Origin of the sequence: Roseburia sp. OM03-7AC (assembly GCF_003462625.1) — a bacterium.
GTDB classification, from domain to species: Bacteria; Bacillota; Clostridia; order Lachnospirales; family Lachnospiraceae; genus Roseburia_C; species Roseburia_C amylophila.
In genome coordinates, this window is record NZ_QTZJ01000003.1 from 268,071 (window position 1) to 293,399 (window position 25,329).

The window sequence follows — 25,329 nt, forward strand, 5'->3', positions numbered from 1 at the left end:
AATCCGAAGTCACAACCTGACACACATTTTGCAGTAGATATGTTTCCATATAAGAAAACCGAGCTTTTTCAGAAGTCTGGCTTCTAATCCAAACCTCCGAAAAAGCCCGGAAATACGCTACTTTCTGGCACTTGATTTTATTTTTTTGACATCAATACAACCGTCTCATCTGTACTCTCGTTGTCCCAATCCACGCCTAATACATTTCTGCCATTCATATATATAGGAAATTTAAACCGGAGACCTTTTAATATTCTGCCATCCTTTTGCTCTTCCTCATAGATAAACACATCCGACAGGAAGCTCTTCAAAAATGTCTTCTTTTCCAGATCTGTAAATTTATCATACAGCTTATCAAAGAATAAAAGGAACTGGTAAACATTATCTTCTGAGATTTTGTCCTGCCTGATATTATATAGTCTTGTTTCGACTTCTTCCATGGCATCCTCAATATCAGTGATTTCATCATATAGCTTGTCCAAACGTTCCTGCATGTCATTATATTTTTTGTCATAATTCTTATCGGATACAGATAAATGATCCATCTGGTCAGCAAGCCTGTTTTTTGCCCCGGTTGTCTGGCTCAGTCTATCTTTTAATCCATCATATTCCTTGTCAAGCTCCGAAGTATCAATGCTGCTTCCTATCTGCTTACGGATTTCCTGCTCAAACTTTGGGTTCTTTACAAATTGACGGATAATTTCCTCAACTGCCGCATTGATTCTGTCCTCATTCCACTGTCTTTTATAAGTACAGCGGTGTCCGTCCACAAGCTTCCTGTGTTTGCAGGCATAATAGAAATAATCCTTGTAATAGCCTCCGTCCGGATGCTTCTTACGATTCACATTGCCATACATACCGCTTCCACATACAGGGCACTTAATAATCCCTGATAAAATATGTTCATGCTCAAGACTATGTGTTTTTACCTGTAAAACACCTGTCTCCTGCCGCTTTCTGTGTGCCTGGTTCCACATTTCTTCTGATATAATTGCCTCATGGACTCCATCACTTAGCAAGTAATCCTTTTGTTTTACGATATGATATTCATTCCTTGTTCCCGGAATCTTCTCATTTTTTCTTCTGCCAAATGCAAGCTTACCGCAATATATCGGATTGTCCAGCACACCCTTGACGAATGATGTAGAAAAACCTTCAATTGTGTTATTCTGGCGAAGCTTTTTCTTATAACCACTGTTATTTAAAAATGCAGCTATCGCAGCCATTCCCATCGTTGTATTGACGAATTTATCATATATAATACGGATAATCTCTGCTTCATCTTCTGCAATGATAAGTTCACCATTTACCAGCTGATAGCCATATGGCGCAAATCCGCCGTTCCATCTGCCTTCTCTCGCTTTCTGTCTGCGGCCTTCCATTGTCTGGACAAGGATATTCTCACGTTCTATCTCTGCAACCGCAGATAACACAGATATCATCAGCTTCCCGACATCCTTAGAGCTGTCAATCCCATCCTCTACACAGATAAGATTAACTCCATAATCCTGCATTTTCTGCAATGACGATAAAACATCTGCAGCATTTCTTCCAAATCGTGACAGCTTAAATACCAGCACATAATCAACATTGTCTTTGCCACTTTCTACATCCGCAAGCATCTGCTTAAACTGTGGTCTGCCTTCCACACTTTTGCCAGATTTACCCTCATCAGAATATTCCCCGACGATAGACATTTCCTGATAATCTGCATATTTCTTAAGCTTGTCCTTTTGTGCATCAAGGCTGTAGCCTTCTACCTGCATGGAAGTGGAAACTCTTGTGTATATGTAACATTTCTGCTGTTTTTTCATCAGATGTTATCTCCTGTGTCAAAATTCTCCCTTCAGCTGTTCGGGAATTCCGAACAACTGAATTGTATTAGCTGTCTTACTATTCCTTCATATCTTCTTTATCTTTTTCAGACAATGCAGGATGCTGCATATAAAATATTTCTTTCTGCCTTTCAATCTCTGCTTTTAGCTGTTCCTTTGTTGGCAGATATGTGAGATATTTCGACATAAAAAGTCTGTCGTTATCATGTAGTACGGAATATCTTGCTATATCCTCATCAGTTTCAGCACAAAGTAATATTCCCAATGTAGGATTATCTCCCTCCTTACATTTCAGTTCATCATACATCCTGACGTACATATCAATCTGTCCCACATCCTGATGTGTGATTTTCCCCATTTTTAAATCAATGAGCACATAACATTTCAGTTCAATATTATAGAAAACAAGATCAATAAAATAGTCTTCTGTCTCAGTAACAATATGCTGCTGTCTGGCAACAAAAGCAAATCCCTTTCCCATCTCCATAAGGAAGTCCCTGATATGTGTTAAAATAGCTGATTCCAAATCACTTTCAATATAAGAATCTTCATTTTTGAAGCCAAGAAACTCTGCAACAATCGGACTTTTTAGGAGTTCAAATTTATTCCTTTGATTTTCCGCTGTTTTCTGAAGCATTTCATTCATGACAGCATCTTTCTTTGGTGACTGCATTAATCTGTAATAATACTGTGTGCTGATATTTCTATCTAAAGTTCTTGAGCTCCAACTTTCATTTGCTGCTTCGTTCATATACCATAATCTGGCATTTTCATCTGACACACGTAAAAGTGCTCTAAAATGTGTCCAATTCAGATTGTGAACGCATGCGTTCACAATCTGTTCATCCGGAAAAGCAAGATAAAATTTGCGAAAATACTGCAGATTTCTTTTTGAAAAACTTTTTCCATATTCTTTTGTGAGTTCATCCGCTAATGCCTCAATTAAAGCCTGACCATATTTTGCTCTTTCTTTTCCTGCCTGTTCCTGTTCCACAATACGCTTACCTACATGCCAATAGGTAAGCACCATAGCTTTATTTGCTGCATTATAAGCCACTTCACGACCAGATGAAATAATTCCTTTTATATCAGTAATCACAGCTTGATAATTAACGATATCGTTTGCCATATCATTTTACCTCACTTTCCGGCTCTCTATAAGCACCTCTCCAATCCATTACTTCTTAGTTATGAAATGTGAACGCATGCGTTCGCTATTGTCCCAACTAAATTTTATCATCATTCCAACCTCTGTTCAACCAAACTTTTTCCAAGATGAAAGAATAAAACAAAAAGACTCCACTCTTATGAATGAAGTCCCGTAATATATGTATACATCCCGTAGCATATTATCTACAGGATGCCAGCTGCCTATGCAGCCTTTTTGTCCAGAAGCTGTTTTATCCCACCTAAGTAATAACAGAACCGGTCAAATTGTTTCTGCCTGCTTACTTTCTCGTCATCAATGGAATCCTTGATCATCATACACACCTCTACTTCTTCTTTTATCTCTGGTGCATATTTAATAATCATGTCTGCAAGAAAGCTACAGCAGCGTTCAAAATCCTTGTTCATTGCCAAGCCTCCCTTAAATTCAAGAATGCCTCGGCATTCTTGCTGCGAGGTGCGCGTCATGCAAATGCATGACATTCTTCAAATGCGCACCTCTGCAATCCTGCCGGAGGCTATATCAGATGGGAGATTGACTCCCATCTGATATAATCTTGTGAATAATTCACAGAACATATTTTATCTCAAGACTTACTAAAATGGAATAGATTTTACTGAATGGTAGTTTTCAAATATTTCTATCTATCACAAATCAATTCTTTCAAGGCACATATCCTGCGATATAGCCAGAGTCTTCTATGTCTTTTCCTGCTTAAACAATATTCCTTCTTATATATCAGTCCCCAGCGACGGCTAGATACGCATTAGAGATGTCTCCATCCAAATGCCGTTCTAGCAAGGGATTTTTCCCTTGAACCCTTTGTTTATTATATGTGGGGGCGCTTTTTGCCCCCATTTTATCATTTTGGTGGCGCTTTCTGCCCCCACTTTACGATTTTGACGGCGCTTTTTGCCACCACTTTTTAAATTCTGATTTCATTGTAATCTTGTTTAGATTCCAGATTTCAAAAAACGGGGGCACAAAATGGAGTCACTTTTGAATTCCGGGGGCGCTTTTCGCCCCCCAAATAGTGAAAGTGGGGGCACTTTCTGCCCCCCACTCAGGATATGTTGCTAAAATACTGTTTAGATTTATCATACATACAAACTGGAAGTTAACCAATTCATTGTCTTGAAACATCAATTGCACTCTATTCAATCAACATATCAGATATTGATATCCTTCCTTTTTCACCGAAATCATTCTCTGTCTTTTCAAAATCATAAATCAAAAGTTCAGGCTTATTTCTAACACATTCTTTTATACACTGACCCGATTTTCCAAGGACCATTGTCGGAGCCGTTTGAAATGGTGAAATAGCATTTACAGAAATAGTGGTAGTAACATTTTCAACTGCTCGAGTTTGTAAGTGTCCTTTAATCATGTTATATCTTTCGTTATCATCTATATCTGCTACATCATAAAATAGAACTAGATTTATATCTGTATTTCTTTTGTATAGTTCTCGAAAGAATTCAGGAAATCTGATTTCAAAACAAATTCTTATTCCAAATTTTATCCCTTCCATTTCAAATATTCCATTGTTACTGCCTTTTGTGAAATTATCCTTATCCCATCCCCACAAGGCACGCTTATCATAGAACTCAATTTGACTATTAGGTTGAAACAACATTGCTCTATTGTATATTTCTTTTTCTTTAACTATAGTTCCAATAATAAAGGAAATGTCATTTTTGTTAGCTATTGATTGAAGTTTATCACACATTATCTGAACAAGATTAAAATCAACACATGACGCATTAGATATATTTCTCGGAGGATACCCTGTTAATGAACATTCTGGAAATATAAGCAACTGAACATTTTCAGTTTTTGCGATATACATTGCTTTTTCTATTTCTTTATAATTCTCACTAATATTTCCAGATACAGCAAATTGATACGCAGCAATTCTCATTTAACAATCATCTCCTCTCTACAAATAACGATTTGTAAACCATAAACTCAAATTACAGATTCCTACAATTTGCAAATCATTATATACTCTTCGTCATTCTCATCGACAATTTCAAATCCTACTTTTAGATACATATGAACTGCATAATTCATCTTCTGAACAGATAATGACGCTTGCTTATATCCTTGCATTTTCAGTTTTTTTAATATCTGCTCCATTAGATTAGTTCCAATACCATAGTTTCTATACTGTTTTAAAAGTGAAATTGCAAATGATGGTGTTTCAGCATCAATATGTCCATAATCATTCATAATACGACACCATACTGCACCAACAATTTCATTATTGGCTTCAGCAACCAAACACAAGTCTCCTTTATTCTTACCGAAATCTTTAACATACACCTGTAATTCTGGTTGATTTATAATCTCTTTTGGTGGTATAGGAGCCCCTTCTGGAATAAAAATTGCTTCGTATAAAAAAGTATTTAGCACCTTGGACTCGTTTTGTCTTAATTCTCTTATTGAATAATCCATATAAACCTCCGATTTATTCTTTATAAATCAGTTGCTATTCCGCACATCCAAACACCTCCACAAACAACGATTTATCAAACACTTTTTATTTCAGCTGAATCATCTTAAAATGCTCCAATGCCTCCACAATTGCTCTCTCTTTATCTTCCGGACACTGTGGTTGCCTACTGTCTTCATTTTTAGGTAAATTATAATTCTTTCCAACCTCAATTCCGCATTTTCTCTTTATCTGTGATATATACAGATTAGAAACCTTCATTCCGTCATTATGCTCTGCCACATACTTCTTTATCTCATCATATGTTGCCTTAGTCTCTGCAGATGTTATATCCACATCATCAAGTTCAATTGTGACATTAATGTAATCATCCGGCTTTTGTTTCAGTTGGGACAAAAGAACAACCGTCTCCACATGTACCGTATGGCCGAACTGGTCTACCGGCTGCACCTCCACGAGGTCATATCCATGGCTGCAAAGATATTTCAAATCCCGGGCCAGGGTTGCGGAATCACAGCTTACATAGACGATACGCTGTGGTGCCATCTCACACATCATGGCAAGGAGGGATTCCTCGCAGCCTTTGCGTGGCGGGTCCACTACGATAACTTCTGCACGGGCTTCCTCGCCATGGGCGGCACAGTATGCCGGATAGACTTCCTCTGCTTTCCCAACGAAAAATTCTGCATTGGAAATGTGATTTCGAAGGGCATTCTCTTTGGCATCTGCGATTGCCTGCGGTACAATTTCCACACCATAAACCTTCTTCGCTTTCTGTGCCAGAAATAAGGAAATGGTTCCGATACCGCAATATAAATCCCAGACCGTTTCTTCGCCGGTGAGCTTGGCATATTCCAAAGCTTTATTATAAAGCACCTCTGTCTGCACCGGATTTACCTGATAAAAAGACTGTGGGGAAATCTGAAATGAAATTGTTCCGATATAATCTGTAATATAACCCTGTCCATAGAGGGTATAAGTCTCTTCCCCTAAAATCACGTTGCCCCGGGTTTCATTGATATTTACAGTAATACTTGTCATCCCCGGCAAATCCTTTAATACTTCGATAAAACTTTCTGCATGCGGCAGCTTCTTGCCATTGATCACAAAGCAGACCATCCACTCTTTTGTTTTTTCACCGTAACGGATTAAGATGTGGCGGACGCAGCCTTTTCCGGTTTTCTCATCATAGGCACTGACGCCATAGGATTTCATGGTGTCTAAAATAAGGGACAGGATTCTTCCGTTGCCTTCCTTTCCCAAAAGGCAGTCCTGCACCGGAATAATGTTGTGGGTTCTGGACGCAAAAAAGCCTGCCACCAGGTTGCCTTCTTTATCATAACCCACCGGAAACTGTGCTTTGTTCCGGTAGCGGTAAGGCTCCTGCATGCCAAGTGTTGGTAAGACCTTTGGATTTTCAAATCCGCCGATATGTTTTAAGTTGTTGCGTACTTTATTTTCCTTAAACTTAAGCTGGCTCCCATAAGAAAGTGCCTGAATCTGGCAGCCACCACACCGCTTATGTTCCGGGCATGGCGGGGTTGTCCGCATGGTGGATTCCTTAAGAATTTCCATCAGGCGGGCATAGCCATAAGTTTTTTTCATCTTCATGATTTTGGCACAAACCATGTCTCCCGGTAGAGCATCCTTGATAAAAAGTGTGATGCCTTCCGTTCTTCCGATACCTTCGCCGTTAGTTCCGATATCGTCAATGGTCAGTGTAACAATGTCATCTTTTTTCATATTTCTTATATACTCGATCTGCGGATGTTCGATTCAAACAGACGGTTGAATCCCTGCCACTGAGTATCTCCTTCCGGTACGTTTGCCAAAAGCTCACGCATGGTCTCCATCTTTGCATCAATATTATCTGCATAGCTTAATGCTACAGCTTCCGGTAATGCCGGCTTCTTCGGAGAACCATACTCTAACTCTCCATGATGTGCCAGAATACAGTGTTCCATCTCATGTGCCAGTTTCACCGGGAAACCATCGATGGTCTTGATGCGCTCTGCAATTTCCATGGCTCCAATCATGATATGTCCTAAAAGCTGTCCCTCATCGGTGTAATCATTTTCCGGGAAAGTAGAAAGCTCTTCTAACTTTCCGATATCGTGAAACATGGCGGCACAAACCAGTAAATCTTTATTGAGAATCTTATAGTTGTCAGCAAAATAAGCAGAAAGCTTCGTTACGCTTAAAGTATGCTCTAAAAGTCCGCCCACAAAACCGTGATGCACGCTTTTTGCTGCAGAATGGAATTTAAAACGTTTTGCAAAATCTGCATCCTCGATAAAGAAACTGCCTGCCAGTTTCTTAAGATATGGATTCTCCATCTGCTTAATATATCCAAGTAACTGCTCATACATTTCATCTACATTATATTCGCTGACCGGAAGATATTCCTTTGGTTCATACTCTCCCTCGGCTGCTTTCCGGACCCTCTTTACATTTAACTGTAATGCGCCCTGAAAACTTGTGATATCTCCCACTACATTGATGTAATCAAAGCGGTCAAAATCATCAATTCCCACAGAGCCCGGCTCCCAGATTTTTGCATCCAGTGTGCCTGTTTTATCCTGTAAAATCAATGCTTCATAAGGCTTACCTGCCTTCGTCAGCGCTGACTGCTTATTTTTACAAAGATAGATTTCATTTACTCTTTCGCCTTCGCGTAATGTTTCAATATAATGCATAATTTTCCTCTTTCTATTTTAGTACACCAACGGTTGCAGAACATTCGATTTCTACATAGCCTGCTGCCCCCTGGCGTTTTATGGTAATCTTTACAACATCTCCCGGAGTCTGCCCGGATAACACATTCTTATATGCCTGCGCTGTCTCTACATTTTCTCCGGCAATCTTTACGATGACATCACCGCTTTGCAAGCCTGCCGCCATCGCCGGGGAATCAATTCCCACTGATTTAATATATACGCCCTTTGGTATGTCATATTCCTTTTCAATGTCAGATGTTACAGAAGTCAGTTTCAGTCCAAGATACGGAATATCCTGTCCATTGGAAAGCTTCTCGATAATGTCTTTCAACTGGGAAACGGAAATTGCGGTCAGCGTATTCTCATCGCCGCTGCTGTAATCCTGCATAACAATTCCAACCACTTCACCAGAAAGATTGACCAGTACACCACTTCCCTGACTACTGCCCACAATATCTGTTGTCAGTACATTGTAGTTTGCATCAAAGGTGGAAATGCTGTTAGAAGTCGATGTAATATTTCCTGTCAATATGGAGAAATTCGTTCCCAGCGGACTGCCCAGTGCCAGCACAACGCTGCCCTGTGTGGTCTGAAGTGAATTTCCAAGCACTGCCACTTTAATTCTGCCCAGAGTGCTTTCTTCGATGTCGGAACGTTTTACATTTAAAATCGCAATTCCGGTATTTCCGTCATAGTTTTTAAGCTCCGCTTCTACGGTGCTGTTATCAAGGAAGGTCACATGAATGGATTTTGCTCCGCTTATGACCTTGCGCTCTGTCATAATCAGAAGCTCCTGACCGGTATCCGCAATAATGACTCCACTTGCCTGTCCCTGTCTCTCATAAGGCGTGTTAAACCAGTCCACATCACTGGTCACACCTGTCACCGTAACAATGGACTTATTTGCTTCGCTTCCAATCGCATAAAGCTTACTCTGTAATTTCTGATATTCCTCCGGTGTAAGCTCTTTTAAGCCTTCTTCTACATCCGGCTCGTCTACACCTGTCTCCGTGGAATTTGTCTCTTCTTCCGTATCCGGCTGTACCTCTTCATCTTTCGGGATGCTCACCCTGGTATCCTCCGGCTTATTCAGCCACTCTTCCATCACCGGGCGCATCCATGTAAATACAAAACAGGATACAAGTCCAAAGACAACCGCAAGCACAACCGTAAATGCCGTTTTTAAAATAATACGTCTCTTATTTAACGGCTTGTTCTTGATTTTCTCTTTGATAAATGCAAATTCCTCTTTTTCATTTTCTGACATAGGGAATCCTCTTTTCTACTGTAAATACAACCAATTTTAATTATACTTTCTATCTGCCTATGTTGCAACATTTTTTAAAAAAGAGAGCAGATACAATCAGTACCTGCCCTCTTTTAAGAGTAATGATATAAATATGTTTTCTATATAAAAGATTATTTTCCAAGAATATAGCTTTCCATCCGGCGCATGGCTTCCTCTAATTTTTCCATGGCTGCCGCATAACTGATACGGATATAGCCCTCGCCCTCTTTGCCAAAGGCAATGCCCGGTATCACGGAAAGATGTGCTTTTTTTGCCAGGTCCACGCAGAACTGCATACTATCCTGAATCTGTCCTGCCGGAATCTTTGCAAAGATATAAAAAGCTCCGTTTGGTCTTGCAATTTCAAATCCCAATGCGCTTAATTTTTCATATAGGAAATCTCTCCGTTTCTGATATTCTTTTCTCATTTCCAGTGCATCATCTATACCCGCTGTTACAGCCTCTAATGCTGCTTTCTGGGAAATGGAGCTGGTGCTGGATACCAGATACATATGTGTCTTACGGATTTCTTTGATAATATCGGCACTTGCTAAGATAAATCCGACACGCCATCCGGTCATGGCATGGGACTTGGACAATCCATTGATTACAATGGTATTCTCCTTGGCAAATTCTGCCATGGAATGGTGCGGTTCATCGCCATAGGTTAATTCGCTGTAAATCTCATCACAGATAGCCAGTATATGATGCTTTTTGATGACTTCAGCCAATGCTGCCAGCTCTTCCTTTAAATAAGTAACTCCGGTAGGATTACTCGGATAATTTAATACAATTGCTTTGATATCTCCACCATTTTCTTCGATGGCTTTTTCTAACCGTTCCGGTGTCAGCACCATTCCGGTGTCACTGGTATCTACTGTAATCGGTACTGCCCGCGCCAGACGAATCAGTGGAACATAGGCGGTATAAATCGGGGATGGCACAATTACTTTGTCCCCCGGATTCAGTGCAGTTAAAATAGATGCTGCTACACCTTCCTCTGCTCCGACCGTTGTTAAGATTTCACCGGCAGGATCATAATTTAAATGATATTTTGTCTTCATAAATGCGGCAACGCCTTTTAGCAAATCCGGCATTCCGGCATTTGCGGTATAATGGGTAAAGTTTTCTTCTATGCCCTTAATTGCTGCCTGTTTGATATGTTCCGGTGTATTAAAATCCGGCTCTCCTAATGTTAATTTCAAAATATCCGGTACATCACTGGTCTGCTCATCAAATTTTCGAATCAGTGATACCTCTATTGATAAAATCTGGTTATTCAGACCATCTCTTAATGTCTGTTCCATGTTTCTCTTCCTCCCTTAGTTTACAATGTTCTTACAAGCCTTTCCTTCCAGAATATCCAGTGCATTCGTCATTGCCACATCCATCATTTTAATGTGTGCTTCCTCTGTGGATGCACCCATATGCGGTGTTATCACAACTTCATCCAGTGAAAACAGCGGGTCATCTGTCTCCGGCGGCTCCTCCTGCATAACATCTGTTCCATAGGATGCAACAATTCCTGCCTTTATGGCATCCACTAAATCTGCACGGTTTACAAGATAACCTCGTGATGTGTTAATTAAAATGACTCCTTTTTTCATCTGTGCAAATGCTTCTTTATTGATACTTTCTTTCGTCAGCGGAGTCTGTGGCATATGCAGGGAAATAACATCACTTTCCTGCAAAATCGTCTCCCGGTCAGCAGGTATGATTCCATATTCTTTGCAGAATGACTCATCAATATGGCGGCTATAGCCTAATACTTTCATGCCAAATGCGGCAGCTTTCTTTGCCAGTTCTTTTCCGATTGCACCTAATCCTAAGATTCCCAGTGTCTTTCCGGTAAGCTCCATTCCATTTCTGTCATTCTTCCATAATTTCTGTTTTGTATTGGCAAAATGATACGGAAGTGACCTTGCGCAGCACAGCATTAACCCCATTGCCAATTCTGCTACTGCGTTGCTGTTGGTTCCCGGTGCATTGCATACATCAATGCCACGGGCTCTGGCAGCCTTAATATCTACTCTGTCATAGCCTACCGCCGGTCTTGATATTACCTTTAAACAATCCGGAAGTTCTGCAATCACATCTTCTTTGATGAAATCTGTTCCTGAAATCAATGCATCTGCATCGGAAACAAAATCTAAAAGTTCTTCTTTGCTTAAATTTACTTTTTCACTTAATACTACTTCTGCTGCTTCTATTGCCCGCTTCCAGGTAGGATGATCATCCGGAAGCGATGCATAGTGGCAGGTAATTGCTATTTTCATATCAATTTCCTCTATTTCTCAGTCTGAGCTTTATTTCTTTTTCCAACGAAGCGGATGATGAAGCATACGCCGATTCCAAGTAATGCAAATATTACGATGGTCCCGAATACATAGTTGAAACCGCCTGCTGCATATTTGTCTAAGAAGTTACCTAAAATTGTATTTTCATAAGAATCCGGCAGATATCCGATAACGGAAATAATACCGGTTGCAGTTCCTGTCATTGCTACCGGAACGCCAGCTTCACCCATGGTTGCATAATATACACCGCGAACTGCATAGTAAACAGTTGCCAAAGCCAGCACTACAACGATTGCAAGGATTAAGAAGTTCGGTTTTCCAGGAATTGCGATTAATGCAATACCAAAGATAATTTCAATCACAAATAAACCAATTAATGTTTTGGTATAAGAACCTACCTTATCAGAAATCTTTCCAATGATTGGTGCGGAAAAGATTCCAATTCCATAAGAACGAATGGTTGCTACGATTCCGGCTACTACTGCACTCATGCCAAATATGGTTGTAAGATATGTTGTGGTATATTCTGCTGCAACCTGTACGCTGTATGCACATAATACCAGGATTGCTACCAGCCATACGCTTGGTACTTTCAATACGTTAATGTAATCCTTAAAGGAAGTTGCAACATTTTCTTTCTTATCATCATGTGGAAGCAGGAAGAACATGAACACTCCCATAATCACATATACGATGCCATAGAAAATTAAGACATAACGTAACGGGCAGGTGGAAGAAATGTATACACCTAAAATACCAAGTGCCGCAAAGTTAATAATTAAGCCTGCTACTGCACGGATTCCTTCGCTGTAACCGAATACGGAACCCTGTTCATCCTCTGAGCCAAACAAACGGACCGCCTTTACAAAGGATACCCAGAATAATACGTTAGAAATTGCCAGGAAGAAATAAATTACTCTCAATACGGCAAACCCCGGTGAAGTTGCATACCAGAATGTTAAAATTGCCAGCAAGCCGGTGGAACCAAGTAACATTTTCCGGTTGTCAAATTTATCTGCCAGAATGCCCCCCGGAATATAAAGAATTGTTTTTGTCAAAGAATACACCGTCATCAATAAACCAATCTGTGTATTTGTAAGTCCGAAGTCAGATACCATGTTGTCATAAAATACTGTTTTTAAATATGGGACACGGTAAATTAAACCTGCTGCAAGTGTCAGGATAATAAAACCAATCCACTTTGTCATCTTATTTGATTTTGCATCACTCATAAGAAAATCTCCTTTACTTTTTATTTCTATTTACAGAGACTCCTGCAAATCCCGGGAAGCAGGAAATCTCGTAAAAGCTATTTTATTTCTGCTTTGCTAAAAGCCGTTTCTGATAACTGCGCATCACAAGACTGATGCCCCATGCAATGATTCCAAAAATAACTATAATTGCAAATATTTTTTTGAATCCTGCTTCATAGCCGTAAGCATCTAAAATATGTCCGCACCAGAGTGACATAAACATATCCGGTGTATAACCAAGCACTGCCACTACTGCCGTTGCAGTTGCTGTCATGGAAACCGGTATTCCGGTTTCTGACATTGTTGAATAATATACTCCGCGGACTCCATGGAGTACCACGCTGAACACCAGTACAAATCCCATTGCAGCATATGCAATCTTTGGTGTCTCAGGACTTAAGAAAAGTACAATGGATAAAACAATTTCTACTACGATTAACCAGGAAATCACTTTTGTGGAAGATTTCACCCGGTCTGCATAAGCGCCTGCTAACGGTGCTCCGATTACTCCACAGATATTATCCCGGATGGTTGCTATGGTTCCAACGGTAACTGCGGCGATTCCCAGTACCTGTGTCATATAAGTTGTGGTATATTCAAAAGCTACCTGCATGCTGTATGTGGTAAATATCAAAAGTGATACCATCCAGATTGCCGGTTTCTTAAAGACTGCTACATAATCTGCCCAGGTCTGATGATGGTCTGCATCTTCTTCCATATCATCTGGATATAGAAACAAAATGAGAATTCCTGTCACCAGATACAACGCTCCATAGAAAAGCAGTGCTCCTCTGATAGAGTGTGCGGTCTCTGCCATCATGGACACGCATTTTAATGCAATGAATGTTGCTATGGAACCGGTAATTCCGCGAAAGCCTTCACTTAATCCGAAGATTTTACCCTGTGCCATATTTTTACCCAGGATTCGGATACTCTTAATAAATGAGGTCCAGAAAAATACATTTACCAGTGCTAACAGTGCCTGTATCAGTTCCAGGATTCCAAAGGAAGGAAGCAGTGCATAGACACCGGTTAAAATTCCCTCTCCCAATAAGGAAAAGACAAGGCATTTCTTGGTATCCAGCCGGTCTGCTATGATTCCGCACGGAATATAAATTAACATCTTTACGCCTGCATAGAAGGAGGAAAGAATTCCAAGCTGTGTATTGGTAATATCAAGGCTTGCTACCAGCTGGTCATAGAAAACAGACTTCAGATATGGAACTTTATAAACGGTTCCTGCAGCTAATATTAATAATATAAATACGGATGTCTGACGTTTTCTGCTTTCAGCCATTGGATTCACTCCTTTCTCGCTATTTGCATCACGCGAGAAATATGCTTTGCAGCATCGAGCTACTCGCGTCACCCGAGAAATATGCTTTGCAAATTTCTCGGGTTATCGCGGTGCTCGTCCAAATCTGGGTTGAAAAGAAGTTCGCTCAAGCAAGCTTGGCTCCTTCTTTTCTCCCAGATTTTTTCTCGCTACTCGCGTAAAAAAAATAGAGTTGACACAGGTTTCCCTGGTCAACTCCGTCGTTGATTTGTTCTCTTTATTTTTTTGTTGTCCTGAGCATATCACTAATTTTGTTATTCGAAAAGTGACAATTTTTACTTTTTTCATGGTTACAATTTTGTTTTTTCTATTGAAAAGGATTTTATGCGACTATATAATAAATTAACTGTATCACCTGATGCAAAGGAGAGGATTTTATGATTTATGTTAACAAGGCGGATTCGGCTCCGCTCTATCAGCAGTTATATACTTCCATTATTGAAGAAATCACAAACGGTTCCCTGCCGAAGAACTCGGCTCTTCCGCCAATCCGGACGCTTTCTGAAAAGCTTAATATCAGCCTGAACACAGTATCCAAAGCTTATCTGCAATTAACGGCAGAGGGTTATGTCCGCTCTGTTCCAGGCTCCGGTTATTATGTAGAGGATATCTCCAATACTTTCTTGGACACCCTTTCTGTTCCTCCGGTTTCCAAAAAGATAACTTCTTCTATTTCCGGACAAAATCTTGCACCAAGAGCAACTCCTGTCCGTTATGATTTTAAACACGATGTCGTATATTCCCATCTTTTTCCGTGGAAGCTATGGCGGCAGTACGTAAACAATGCTTTACTTCAGGAAGAGAATCAGCAGAAAATCCAATACGAATCCAATAAAGGAAACTATGAACTCCGTTCCAATATCTGTCATTATCTGAATCGGAACCGTGGCGTTCACTGCGACCCGGAACAGGTAATCCTTGTGCCCGGCACCCAGTATGGCATTGAAATCATCAGCCGGCTGCTCCCGGCAGAGAAGCACCGGATTGCCTATGAAGAGCCATCTCACAATGGTATCCGGAATATTTTTCTCCAGAACGGATATGAACTTTTTCCGATTCCAGTTGTTGAAAATGGCATTGATATTGACAAGCTTTTTGATTCCTGCTGTAACCTCCTTTATGTTATGCCATCCCATCAGTTTCCTACCGGCCGCACCATTCCGGTCAGCAACCGGCTGCGGCTTTTGGAGTGGGCAATCAGAAACGATGCCTACATCATAGAAAATGACTACGACAGTGAATTCCCGCATCAGACCAGACCGATTCCGTCCCTGCAGTCTCTTGACCACTATGACCATGTCATTTATTTTAACACTTTCGCCAAGATACTGACTCCATCCATGCGGACGGCATTTTTTGTTCTCCCATATTCTCTTTTGGATAAGTATGAGCAGATGTACCGCTATTTTAATGCGGCACTTCCTTCCTTTAACCAGATTGCCTTATCCAATTTTATTGCATCTGGTGACTTTGAGCGTCACCTGCGGAAGCTGGTTAAGATAAATGAACATAAATATAATCTTCTGCTGAAATCCATCCATACATTTCTTTCTTCCTATATGGATGTAGTAGATACGCCTGCCGGTTCCCACATTATTGTCCGGATCCGCAACTGCACCAACCAGCAAAAGCTGATCGACGCCCTGCGCGAAAAGTCCATTTCCATTTATGGTGTTCAACAGTACTTCCATACTGGAACGGCTTCCGAGGATATCTTTCTATTGGGCTTTAGTTCACTGGAAGAATCAGAAATTCCAGAAGCCTGTGAAGCACTGGCAAAGGCACTGTCCGAGTTATTATAAAATCGTGGGATCAAAATATTTATCCTGCCATTTATCCGGAAACTTATTTTCAACCGCCCTTTTCACCACAATCGGTTTGGGGTATAATAGAAGCAGTGATTTTTAGTACATTTTACGGAGAATATTTATGAATCAAAAGGTTTTAAGAACATTAGAATATAATAAAATTGTAGAGCGGCTCGCGGAGTATGCTTTCGGTGCGGATACCAAGGAACGCTGTCTTTCCCTGCTTCCTTCCACCAGCCTCTCAGAGATTACCAATGCACAGCAGCAGACTAAGGATGCCATGAACCGCAGCCTGAAAAAGGGACGGCTTGACTGCTCCGGTATCAAACCTCTTTCTTCCGCCATCCGGCGTGTGGAAATCGGCGGAACCATGAATATCGAAGAGCTTCTCGGCCTCTGTAAATTATTAGAGACTGCCCGCCGGGTCAAAGCCTATGGCAGAAAGGAACGGGAAGATATTCCGTCTGATTCCCTGAGCGAACTTTTTGATGGTTTAGAACCTCTTAGTCCTCTTTGTGATGAGATCCGCCGCTGCATCATTTCTGTGGATGAAATCAGTGATGATGCCAGCAGTAATTTAAAATCCATCCGCCGTTCTATCCGCTCAACCGGCGACCGCATCCATGCACAGTTAAACCAGATGTTAAATAACCAGAATGTCAGAAACTGCCTGCAGGATTTTGTCATTACCATGCGTAACGGCCGCTACTGCCTTCCGGTAAAAGCCGAAGCCAAATCCCAGATTACCGGTATGGTGCATGACCAGTCCTCCAGCGGTTCTACTCTTTTCATTGAGCCAATGGCTGTGGTAAATCTGAACAACGAATTAAAAGAATTATCCATCAAAGAGCAGGACGAAATTGCCGTTATTCTTGCCACTTTATCGGCAAAAGCAGGGGAATATATTCCTGCCATTGAAACCGATTATCAGCTTTTAACAGAGCTTGATTTTATATTTGCAAAAGCAGCTTATGCCTTGGAATACAATGGAATTACACCGCATTTTAATACGGAACGGAAAATTCGTATTTTAAAGGGCAGACACCCTCTGCTGGACGCAAAAAAAGTAGTTCCTATCGACATTTCCTTAGGCAGCGATTTTGACCAGCTTGTCATTACCGGACCGAATACCGGTGGTAAAACCGTTTCCTTAAAAACTGTGGGACTTCTCACTCTGATGGGACAGGCGGGACTTCCAATTCCTTCCGGAGACCGCAGTGAACTTGCTGTTTTTGATGATATTTTTGCAGATATTGGAGATGAACAGAGCATTGAGCAGAACTTAAGCACATTTTCTTCCCATATGACCAACATTATCCACATTTTAAAAGAAGCCAATGAACATTCCCTGGTTCTCTTTGATGAGTTATGTGCCGGAACTGACCCTACGGAGGGCGCTGCCCTGGCGGTTTCTATCTTATCTTATTTTCACAGTCGAGGCATCCGCACCATGGCGACCACCCACTACAGTGAGATTAAGATTTATGCCTTAACTACCAGTGGCATTGAAAATGCCTGCTGCGAATTTGATGTAGAGACCTTAAGTCCGACTTACCGTCTTCTCATCGGTATTCCGGGAAAAAGTAATGCCTTTGCAATTTCCAAAAAACTCGGTCTTTCCGATACTTTAATTGAGGATGCCAGAACCCGTATCAGCAGTAATGAACAGAATTTTGAAGATTTACTTTCTGACCTGGAAGCAAGCCGCATCACCATAGAGAAAGAACAGGCAGAAATCAACCGTTACAAATCAGAAATTGCTACATTAAAACAGCAGTTAAAGAACAAGCAGGAAAAATTAGATGAAAGCCGGGATGCCATTCTTCGTAAAGCAAAAGAAGAAGCAAACCAGATTCTGCAGGAAGCCAAAGATACTGCAGATGAGGCAATCCGTAATTTCAATAAATATGGCACTACCAGACCTTCCATTCAGGAAATGGAAAAACAGCGTACCAATATCCGGGAGAAAATGGCTGCCAATGAGAAAAAGAGCTCAAAGGAAAAAGATACTGCCATCTACAATCCAAAGGTTCCAAAGAAGCTTCGTATCGGTGACAGCGTAAAAGTATTAAGTATGAATTTAACCGGAACGGTACACTCCCTGCCGAATGCAAAGGGTGACCTCTTTGTGCAGATGGGAATTCTCCGCTCCCAGGTAAACATCAAGGATTTAGTACTAATTGAAGATGCTGCTCCGGGCAGCAAGAAATATGCCAAGACCGGTGCCGGAAAGCTTAAGATGAGTAAATCCGCTTCTGTTTCCACAGAAATCAATCTGATTGGAAAAACAGTGGATGAAGCTATTGCTCTTTTGGATAAATACTTGGATGATGCTTATCTTGCACATCTTCCTTCCGTGCGCATCGTACACGGAAAAGGAACCGGTGCCCTGCGCAGTGCCGTACAGAGTCATTTGAAACGACAGTCTTATATCAAGTCCTTCCACTTAGGAGAATTTGGTGAAGGAGATGCCGGTGTTACCATTGCAGAATTTAAATAAATCAAGTATATGAACTACGTAAAACAGAAAGGAAGTTTCCTATGGCTGCAAAACAGAAAATTTTAATTGTAGATGATGATGTTAATATCGCAGAACTGATTTCCCTGTATCTCACGAAGGAATGCTTTGATACAAAGATGGTTCATGATGGGGAATCTGCTTTGAAAGAATTTGAAACCTATGCACCAAATCTGATTCTTCTTGATTTGATGCTTCCGGGCATTGATGGTTATCAGGTATGCCGTGAAATCCGGGCAAAAGCAAATGTTCCGATTATTATGTTATCTGCCAAAGGTGAAATCTTTGACAAGGTTCTCGGACTGGAGCTGGGGGCAGATGACTATATCATGAAGCCTTTTGATTCCAAAGAACTGGTTGCCAGAGTCAAGGCGGTGCTCCGCCGCTACCAGCCGGTGAAGCAGGAGCCTGTACAGCCGGATTTAAAATGTGTTACTTATCCGGATCTGGTGGTCAATCTTTCCAACTATTCCGTAGAATATTACGGCAAAACAATTGATATGCCGCCAAAGGAGTTAGAGCTTCTTTATTTTCTTGCATCCTCACCGAATCAGGTATTTACCAGAGAACAGCTTTTAGACCATATCTGGGGCTATGAATACGTAGGCGATACCAGAACCGTTGACGTTCATGTAAAAAGACTTCGTGAGAAAATTAACGATCATACCGCCTGGAGCATTTCTACGGTCTGGGGCATCGGATACAAATTCGAGGTTAAAGAATGAAGAAACGACTTTATCTGAAGCTGCTGATTGGATATGTGATTTTTGGCATTCTCGGCTTTATTCTCGTATCCACCTTCAGCTCCCACTATACTTATGAATATATTGAAGATACCGAAGTTGACCGGCTTTACAAGGAAGCCAATATGATTGCATCTACCTATGCTTCAAACTATTTCAATGAAGATATTACGGTAGATGACTTGCATGACAGTCTTGCCACCCTTAGCACTTATCTTTCTTCAGAAATATGGGTCATGAATACAGATGGTGATATTCTGATTAACTCCAATGCATCTGTGGACATGGACCACCTGACACACATTGACGGATTTAATGTGGCAGATTTTGGCAGCAAATATTACACCACCGGTTCTTTTTATAATTATTATGACGATACGCATCTTACGGTATTTTCGCCGATTACGATTAATTACAAGGTGCGTGGATATGTGCTGATTCACCAGCCGCTTTCCGTAATCACGCACCATCATGCACATTTACTGAATATTATGTACCTGACTCTGCTTCTGATTTTTATCTGTGCAACCCTGTTACTGATTATCATTGGCTTCGAGGTCTACATCCCAATCCGCAAAATGATTAAGGGTGCTGATGCTTTTGCCGAGGGCAATTTCAGTTATAAAATTCCGGTACATAAAAATGATGAAATCGGCTATCTTGCCGCTTCTCTAAATTATATGGCAAACGAGCTGAATACCCTGGAGGATGACCAGCGTAAATTTATTTCCAATGTCTCCCATGATTTCCGTTCTCCGCTTACTTCCATCAAAGGTTATGTGGAAGCCATGTTAGACGGAACGATTCCACCGGAGATGCAGGAAAAATATTTAAATATCATTGTTTTCGAGACAGACCGTTTGTCCAAGCTCACCCAGAGCCTCTTAGAGTTAAATAAATACGGCAGCCACGGCACAATGTTAGACGTCAGCGAATTTGACATTAACCAGTTAATTAAAATGACCTGTCTTACCTTTGAGGGAACCTGCAAAGCCAAACGGATTTCCTTCCACCTGATTCTTGCCGGTAAAACACTTTATGTAAAAGCGGATATGAGCAAGATTCAGCAGGTGGTTTATAATCTGATTGACAATGCCATCAAGTTCAGCCACCATGATTCTGAAATCACCATTGAGACCACCAAGAAAAGCGAAAAAGTATTTGTTTCTGTCAAGGATACCGGCATCGGAATTCCAAAAGACAGCCAGAACAAAATTTTTGAGCGTTTCTACAAAACCGACCTGTCCCGTGGAAAGGACAAGAAGGGTTCCGGTCTTGGACTCTCTATCGTAAAAGAAATTATTCAGGCACATGATGAAAATATCAACGTCATCAGCACCGAAGGAGTCGGCACCGAATTTATCTTCACCCTGCCGGCAGCCCAGCGGGAAGAGTTATAACGCCAGTTTATAACCTACAGAGCCCGCCACCGGCAGCTTCTTACAAATAATAATGGCTTGGCAACTACGAAAAACACCCTTTGTGAGTTTCACGCTACTCATGCAAATTGAAAACAGCAGCTCATGAACTTTATCCTGTTCATAGGCTGCTGTTTTTCTCTACATACTTCTATGATTTACTTTCCAGTTGGTGCTTCATTCTTCCCTCGGAGATTTATTTTCCGCTCGGAAGATATGGGCGCAGACATCCTGCCATCTGTGAGATTGGCATGGACTGTAAGAATACACGACCCGGTCCGGTTACTACGGTATTGAATACTCCCTCTCCACCAAACATGATATTCTTAAGGCCAGGTACGGTCTGTATGTCGATAGAACAGGAAGAATCCATTGCTGCAAGATATCCTGTGTCTACGATAATTGACTGGCCAGGCTGAAGCATATACTCTTTGATATAGCCGTCAAATTCAACAAATGCCATTCCCTGTCCAGAAAGTCTCTGCATAATAAATCCTTCTCCGCCAAAGAAACCAGCTCCTACTCTCTTCTGGAAAAATACGGACAATTCAACTCCTGAAGTAGATGCTAAAAATGCTGACTTCTGACATACAATATCTGAACCTGGCTGAATCTCAAATGCCCGGATACATCCCGGAAAACTGGATGCAAATGCAATGGTTCCCTGACCATTCATTGCAGTGTATGTATTTAAAAACATACTCTCTCCACTAACCATTCTTCCAAACATTTTTCCAATTCCGCCGCCAACAGTATTCATCTGCATATTCGGAGACATCCAGGACATTGCTCCCTTTTCGGTAATCATCATTTCGCCTGACTCTAATTCACAGACTACAACCGGCATTGGTTCGCCTTCAATATTAAATCTCATTTCTAAACCCTCCTGCTGATTTGCATAACATTTTCATGAACCTTCTTCATTATAACAATATAGGAGTGGTCTGCCAATATATTCTATTAATTTTTTATCCGTTTTCTGCATTCAAAATAAATAGCTCCTATGCCACTGCACAGTGCCAGTAAAAACCAGATGCCAACCGGAGTCATGTCTCCTGTTTTCACGGTTGCGGTCTGTGATGTGTTTCCTGCGGTGGTATTTCCTGTTGTTCCGCTTCCCGGCGTTGTTGTACCTGATGAAGTTCCGGCTTCAAATACCAGTGCATATGCCGAAAATTTATCAGTTGCAAAGGTTATGGTTCCACTTGCTGCATCATACGTTGCAGGAAGTTTTTCATAGGCACCATCATGCTCTCGAATCACATAATAAGTTCCCTGCTGGTTCTTCATCTCATCTTTTACCTGAAGGGTTACATTTAATTTCGCATTTAAATCGGTCAACTGGGTTTCCCATGCATCGTTGGAATTTCCTTTGTTTACGACCTGGAATAAATCCATGGAAAGATAGCTTTGAATCTCTCCATTTCCTGCCTGTGCCTGCATGCCACTCTGTATCTGATTCAGTTCTGTTCCACTGATATCTGCAATATTTAACTGAAGATTTCCGGAACCAATAATGTTTTCTGCATTTCCAAGGGTTGCACCGTCTACTTTTGTACTTGCCGTATTTACTTTATCCTCTGACTTTGTAAATAATGCACTCAGATGTAAATCTGTTGCAGGCATATCCAATACAAAGGTACTTACCTGTGAATCTACTGCTGTCAGCTTTCCACCATTTAAAGATGCGCTCAATAACTGATAACCATAATCCGGTGTAAACTTAATGGTTACTTTGGTGCCTGCTTTAAATTCGGCATAGCCAAAGTCTCCATCCAGTCTTGTGGATGCATCTGCTATATTTCCACCTGCCAGTTCTGCTGCATTTACCACAGTTCCATCCCCTAACTGTGCACTGATTATTTCCACGCTTCCATGTTCAATAACGCAGTCATTTCCAAATCCATGCTGTTCTGCTACTGTAAGGGATGGTGCCCATATAATATTATAATTACGGCTGCTGTTCGTAGTCAGTGCTACTTCAATCTGATAGGAATCTGCCGGAGCCACTTCAAATTCCAGATTGTCTGTCGTTCCACCTAATGGAATTGCTGTTCCATTTACCATAATGGATGCAAATGCATAACCAAAATCTGCTGCAATTGCCACTCTGTGCTGCTGCGTCTTATCTCCAGCAAAGCTGCCCGATATATTCGTTCCCATTCCGGAACCAATCCTCATGCCATCTATCTGTAAGTCTCCAATTGCTCCTCCCACTGCAGTTGCTGTAACTGCAATTGTTTCTCCGGATGCCGGACCCGTTGTGGAACCACCGCCTCCGGATGCTGCAGTACGAAATTCCAGAATCAGTTCCACCTGCTCTGAGGCACTTACAGAAAATGCCTGTCCTCCCTCTGATGTAAGTATATTCTTGTCAAGGCTTGCATCCTGTGCACCATTTTTATTCACCTGACAGTGATTGATTATTGTATCCGTTCCACATACTACTTTAAAATGTACCGTATGATCAAGACTGTCATCCGGTCTGTTTATTTCTATTGGTGTATCATTATATGCAGTCTGGTTTACTTCTGTCCATTCAGCCGCCGTATCCCATTTATAATACACGGTTCCGGTCGCTGTGCTGTCCTGTCTTGCAATTCTGACCACTGCTTTCTGTCCATCAGCTTTTACAATCATGCCGGCACTTCCCATAAATAATGAAAATACCATAAAAAAGCTTAACAACCAGGAAATTTTCTTTCGCATCTTCATATTTTTTCTCCTTTACTTTCTTCTATAAACTGCCACTTCCACCGCACACGTTACAGGCTCCGCAGCCTCCCAGTACCACCAGCACGAGCAGACAAAGCAATCCTCTAATGGATTTTTTTCTCACGTTTTTCCTCCTTCCTTTTCTGTCCTTTTACTATATGAATATACGCTTTTCCCACCTGTTTTGATAAGTTTACATTTGTCTCATGTTAGGGATTTTCCACAATTTATGGCTGTTTCCAGCTATAATAGAACTGAAGAAGCCCAATTCTCGACTTCGTCTCTGTTTTTTCATTTAAAGAGGCCATATAACGGTACAATGCTGCTCTTGAAATATATAGCTGCTCTGCTATTACCTGCGCACTTTCATCAGAAGAAAGCAATAACCTTAACACATCCTGCTCCCTGTTTGTAAGTGCATAATTCTTCACAAACGCCTGAAATTTATCCTCCAAAAATTTTTCACGTTCTTTTTCCAACATTTTCGCCATATTTTCTTCCTGTATATCCATACGAAACTGTACCATATACAAATATACCAGCATACTGATAACTGCAAATAAAATCAATGCTATGATGCTGATGCGCATTCCATCCCCGGTCTCTATCAGCATCAGGGAAATAGTTCCTGTAATCCCGACACAGATATTATTTGTTGCCCTTCCAAGTCCAGCCCATAACTCCGGTACTTTCATATAATAGGAAAGGTCCATAAAACTGGTGGTAAAATATACCACAAAGAAGCCTGCGGACAAATAGAACACAATAAGACCCGCCATAAATGGTCCGCCCCAGACTATTATCACTACACACATTGTTGAAAGCAGTGTCACACAGTACATCATAATCTGCATAAATCTATGCTCTTTTATATCAAAAAGCACTCCTGCCAACAGTCCGCTTACCGCAAGCAATAATCTCGGCCACTGACCAATATCTATACTTCCACCTGCATGTACTAAAGTTACTGCATTGTCTAGACTGGAAAAAATGCATGTCATTAGAACCACTATCGAAATCAAAAGCAATGCCGCAAGCATCGGATGCCGGAGGCTTCGCCTGTTATTCTTCCGGATATCAGTATCTGAATCTGACCCTGAATCCTCTGCTCCTACTCCCCCCCGGCTGCATTCCAGACTCAGTCTACGAACCAGCAATACCATTGCCGCCAGAAAAACGGAAAGTACAACAGACTCTACAGTGCTGTTATGTATCAGATTATTGCTGATAAACTGAAGCAATAATCCAAAGGCATATCCAAATCCAACGGTTTGTGCAAGTCCTTTTTCTGTCGAAAGGCTTACCACAGCATAATAATGTACAGCACTTCCAATCATGCCATATAAAATATAAAGCAGGAATCCGGATAAAAGCATACTTCGATAGGACAAATGCTCCTGAATTACGAAAATGCAGATGATTCCTGCTATCGGCAATAAATATAAACCTATCTCCCGCATCTTCTGGTTAAAATAACGGTTAATGCATGGGAATAACAGGAATCCTATTACGCTGATTCCCAGCACATAGTTCTGTGCCCTTACTACTCCTGCGGAATCTGTTGCATAGCGTATCATATTGTCAAACAGATACTCCGAGCCTAAAAATATATAATTGAAAATAGCCAGCACTGCTATGATTCGAATTCTTTCTAGTTTCATAAATTGTCTCATTGTCTGTTCCCTGCTCCATTCTTTTGTCTTAATTTCATTATATACAATTGTCTCTTTCCATCAAGTTGACAAATGTCTCATTTCCTGTAAACAAGCAAAAAAAGA

The 25,329-nt window shown here is 41.1% G+C and carries 19 protein-coding genes; 4 read left to right on the forward strand and 15 right to left on the reverse strand.

The window, feature by feature from the left end:
• Positions 1-137 precede the first annotated feature (137 nt).
• From DXB39_RS09285 to DXB39_RS09340, 12 genes are all read right to left on the reverse strand, one after another.
• Positions 138-1,814 (reverse strand): recombinase family protein, encoded by a 1,677-nt coding sequence (locus DXB39_RS09285; RefSeq protein WP_243006011.1) that lies wholly within the window; start codon positions 1,812-1,814, stop codon positions 138-140.
• 79 nt (positions 1,815-1,893) lie between these two features.
• Positions 1,894-2,964: a PDDEXK nuclease domain-containing protein gene (locus DXB39_RS09290; RefSeq protein ID WP_117841536.1), complete on the reverse strand. Its 1,071-nt coding sequence runs from the start codon at positions 2,962-2,964 to the stop codon at positions 1,894-1,896.
• Positions 2,965-3,206: 242 nt separating this feature from the next.
• Positions 3,207-3,410 (reverse strand): hypothetical protein, encoded by a 204-nt coding sequence (locus tag DXB39_RS09295; protein ID WP_109257794.1) that lies wholly within the window; start codon positions 3,408-3,410, stop codon positions 3,207-3,209.
• Positions 3,411-4,156: 746 nt separating this feature from the next.
• Positions 4,157-4,924: a carbon-nitrogen hydrolase family protein gene (locus DXB39_RS09300; RefSeq protein WP_117841535.1), complete on the reverse strand. Its 768-nt coding sequence runs from the start codon at positions 4,922-4,924 to the stop codon at positions 4,157-4,159.
• A gap of 62 nt (positions 4,925-4,986) precedes the next feature.
• Positions 4,987-5,460 (reverse strand): GNAT family N-acetyltransferase, encoded by a 474-nt coding sequence (locus tag DXB39_RS09305; RefSeq protein ID WP_117841534.1) that lies wholly within the window; start codon positions 5,458-5,460, stop codon positions 4,987-4,989.
• A gap of 85 nt (positions 5,461-5,545) precedes the next feature.
• Positions 5,546-7,201 carry a 23S rRNA (uracil(1939)-C(5))-methyltransferase RlmD gene (gene rlmD, locus DXB39_RS09310; RefSeq protein WP_117841533.1) on the reverse strand — a complete coding sequence of 552 codons (1,656 nt, stop codon included), beginning with the start codon at positions 7,199-7,201 and terminating at the stop codon, positions 5,546-5,548.
• Between the two features lie 5 nt (positions 7,202-7,206).
• Positions 7,207-8,154, reverse strand: coding sequence for a 3'-5' exoribonuclease YhaM family protein (locus tag DXB39_RS09315; RefSeq protein WP_117841532.1), 948 nt, complete (start codon positions 8,152-8,154; stop codon positions 7,207-7,209).
• A gap of 13 nt (positions 8,155-8,167) precedes the next feature.
• A complete protein-coding gene (locus DXB39_RS09320; protein ID WP_117841531.1) occupies positions 8,168-9,442 on the reverse strand; it encodes a S1C family serine protease in 1,275 nt (424 codons plus the stop codon).
• Positions 9,443-9,594: 152 nt separating this feature from the next.
• The gene (locus DXB39_RS09325; protein WP_117841530.1) at positions 9,595-10,770 is read right to left on the reverse strand and encodes a pyridoxal phosphate-dependent aminotransferase; all 1,176 of its coding nucleotides are present in this window, start codon (positions 10,768-10,770) and stop codon (positions 9,595-9,597) included.
• Positions 10,771-10,785: 15 nt separating this feature from the next.
• On the reverse strand, positions 10,786-11,739 hold the full coding sequence (locus DXB39_RS09330) for a phosphoglycerate dehydrogenase (protein ID WP_117841529.1): 954 nt from the start codon (positions 11,737-11,739) through the stop codon (positions 10,786-10,788).
• 11 nt (positions 11,740-11,750) lie between these two features.
• On the reverse strand, positions 11,751-12,992 hold the full coding sequence (locus DXB39_RS09335) for an MFS transporter (protein ID WP_117841528.1): 1,242 nt from the start codon (positions 12,990-12,992) through the stop codon (positions 11,751-11,753).
• An 82-nt stretch (positions 12,993-13,074) separates the two neighbouring features.
• A complete protein-coding gene (locus DXB39_RS09340) occupies positions 13,075-14,310 on the reverse strand; it encodes an MFS transporter (protein ID WP_117841527.1) in 1,236 nt (411 codons plus the stop codon).
• A 416-nt stretch (positions 14,311-14,726) separates the two neighbouring features.
• Between DXB39_RS09340 and pdxR the strand changes: the two genes are divergently transcribed.
• The 4 genes from pdxR to DXB39_RS09360 all read left to right on the forward strand — a co-directional run bounded on the left by pdxR (position 14,727) and on the right by DXB39_RS09360 (position 20,818).
• On the forward strand, positions 14,727-16,151 hold the full coding sequence (pdxR, locus tag DXB39_RS09345) for a MocR-like pyridoxine biosynthesis transcription factor PdxR (protein ID WP_117841526.1): 1,425 nt from the start codon (positions 14,727-14,729) through the stop codon (positions 16,149-16,151).
• A 127-nt stretch (positions 16,152-16,278) separates the two neighbouring features.
• Positions 16,279-18,657 (forward strand): endonuclease MutS2, encoded by a 2,379-nt coding sequence (locus DXB39_RS09350; protein WP_117841525.1) that lies wholly within the window; start codon positions 16,279-16,281, stop codon positions 18,655-18,657.
• A 41-nt stretch (positions 18,658-18,698) separates the two neighbouring features.
• On the forward strand, positions 18,699-19,400 hold the full coding sequence (locus DXB39_RS09355) for a response regulator transcription factor (protein ID WP_117698358.1): 702 nt from the start codon (positions 18,699-18,701) through the stop codon (positions 19,398-19,400).
• Positions 19,397-20,818 carry a HAMP domain-containing sensor histidine kinase gene (locus DXB39_RS09360; protein WP_117698357.1) on the forward strand — a complete coding sequence of 474 codons (1,422 nt, stop codon included), beginning with the start codon at positions 19,397-19,399 and terminating at the stop codon, positions 20,816-20,818. Before DXB39_RS09355 ends, DXB39_RS09360 begins: the two co-directional genes overlap by 4 nt.
• Positions 20,819-21,032: 214 nt before the next feature.
• On the opposite strand, the gene DXB39_RS09365 is transcribed toward DXB39_RS09360, so the two are convergent.
• The 3 genes from DXB39_RS09365 to DXB39_RS09375 all read right to left on the reverse strand — a co-directional run bounded on the left by DXB39_RS09365 (position 21,033) and on the right by DXB39_RS09375 (position 25,212).
• A complete protein-coding gene (locus DXB39_RS09365; RefSeq protein ID WP_117841524.1) occupies positions 21,033-21,710 on the reverse strand; it encodes a TIGR00266 family protein in 678 nt (225 codons plus the stop codon).
• 86 nt (positions 21,711-21,796) lie between these two features.
• Positions 21,797-23,551 (reverse strand): hypothetical protein, encoded by a 1,755-nt coding sequence (locus tag DXB39_RS09370; RefSeq protein WP_117841523.1) that lies wholly within the window; start codon positions 23,549-23,551, stop codon positions 21,797-21,799.
• 227 nt (positions 23,552-23,778) lie between these two features.
• Complete coding sequence (locus DXB39_RS09375; RefSeq protein WP_158565984.1) at positions 23,779-25,212, reverse strand: helix-turn-helix transcriptional regulator; 1,434 nt, start codon at positions 25,210-25,212, stop codon at positions 23,779-23,781.
• Between the last annotated feature and the right edge of the window lie 117 nt (positions 25,213-25,329).

Bases quoted from the DNA above. Each gene is read 5' to 3' on its own strand.
- DXB39_RS09285 (WP_243006011.1), bottom strand. From the start codon at position 1,814: ATGAAAAAACAGCAGAAATGTTACATATACACAAGAGTTTCCACTTCC.
- DXB39_RS09290 (WP_117841536.1), bottom strand. From the start codon at position 2,964: ATGGCAAACGATATCGTTAATTATCAAGCTGTGATTACTGATATAAAA.
- DXB39_RS09295 (WP_109257794.1), bottom strand. From the start codon at position 3,410: ATGAACAAGGATTTTGAACGCTGCTGTAGCTTTCTTGCAGACATGATT.
- DXB39_RS09300 (WP_117841535.1), bottom strand. From the start codon at position 4,924: ATGAGAATTGCTGCGTATCAATTTGCTGTATCTGGAAATATTAGTGAG.
- DXB39_RS09305 (WP_117841534.1), bottom strand. From the start codon at position 5,460: ATGGATTATTCAATAAGAGAATTAAGACAAAACGAGTCCAAGGTGCTA.
- rlmD (WP_117841533.1), bottom strand. From the start codon at position 7,201: ATGAAAAAAGATGACATTGTTACACTGACCATTGACGATATCGGAACT.
- DXB39_RS09315 (WP_117841532.1), bottom strand. From the start codon at position 8,154: ATGCATTATATTGAAACATTACGCGAAGGCGAAAGAGTAAATGAAATC.
- DXB39_RS09320 (WP_117841531.1), bottom strand. From the start codon at position 9,442: ATGTCAGAAAATGAAAAAGAGGAATTTGCATTTATCAAAGAGAAAATC.
- DXB39_RS09325 (WP_117841530.1), bottom strand. From the start codon at position 10,770: ATGGAACAGACATTAAGAGATGGTCTGAATAACCAGATTTTATCAATA.
- DXB39_RS09330 (WP_117841529.1), bottom strand. From the start codon at position 11,739: ATGAAAATAGCAATTACCTGCCACTATGCATCGCTTCCGGATGATCAT.
- DXB39_RS09335 (WP_117841528.1), bottom strand. From the start codon at position 12,992: ATGAGTGATGCAAAATCAAATAAGATGACAAAGTGGATTGGTTTTATT.
- DXB39_RS09340 (WP_117841527.1), bottom strand. From the start codon at position 14,310: ATGGCTGAAAGCAGAAAACGTCAGACATCCGTATTTATATTATTAATA.
- pdxR (WP_117841526.1), top strand. From the start codon at position 14,727: ATGATTTATGTTAACAAGGCGGATTCGGCTCCGCTCTATCAGCAGTTA.
- DXB39_RS09350 (WP_117841525.1), top strand. From the start codon at position 16,279: ATGAATCAAAAGGTTTTAAGAACATTAGAATATAATAAAATTGTAGAG.
- DXB39_RS09355 (WP_117698358.1), top strand. From the start codon at position 18,699: ATGGCTGCAAAACAGAAAATTTTAATTGTAGATGATGATGTTAATATC.
- DXB39_RS09360 (WP_117698357.1), top strand. From the start codon at position 19,397: ATGAAGAAACGACTTTATCTGAAGCTGCTGATTGGATATGTGATTTTT.
- DXB39_RS09365 (WP_117841524.1), bottom strand. From the start codon at position 21,710: ATGAGATTTAATATTGAAGGCGAACCAATGCCGGTTGTAGTCTGTGAA.
- DXB39_RS09370 (WP_117841523.1), bottom strand. From the start codon at position 23,551: ATGAAGATGCGAAAGAAAATTTCCTGGTTGTTAAGCTTTTTTATGGTA.
- DXB39_RS09375 (WP_158565984.1), bottom strand. From the start codon at position 25,212: ATGAAACTAGAAAGAATTCGAATCATAGCAGTGCTGGCTATTTTCAAT.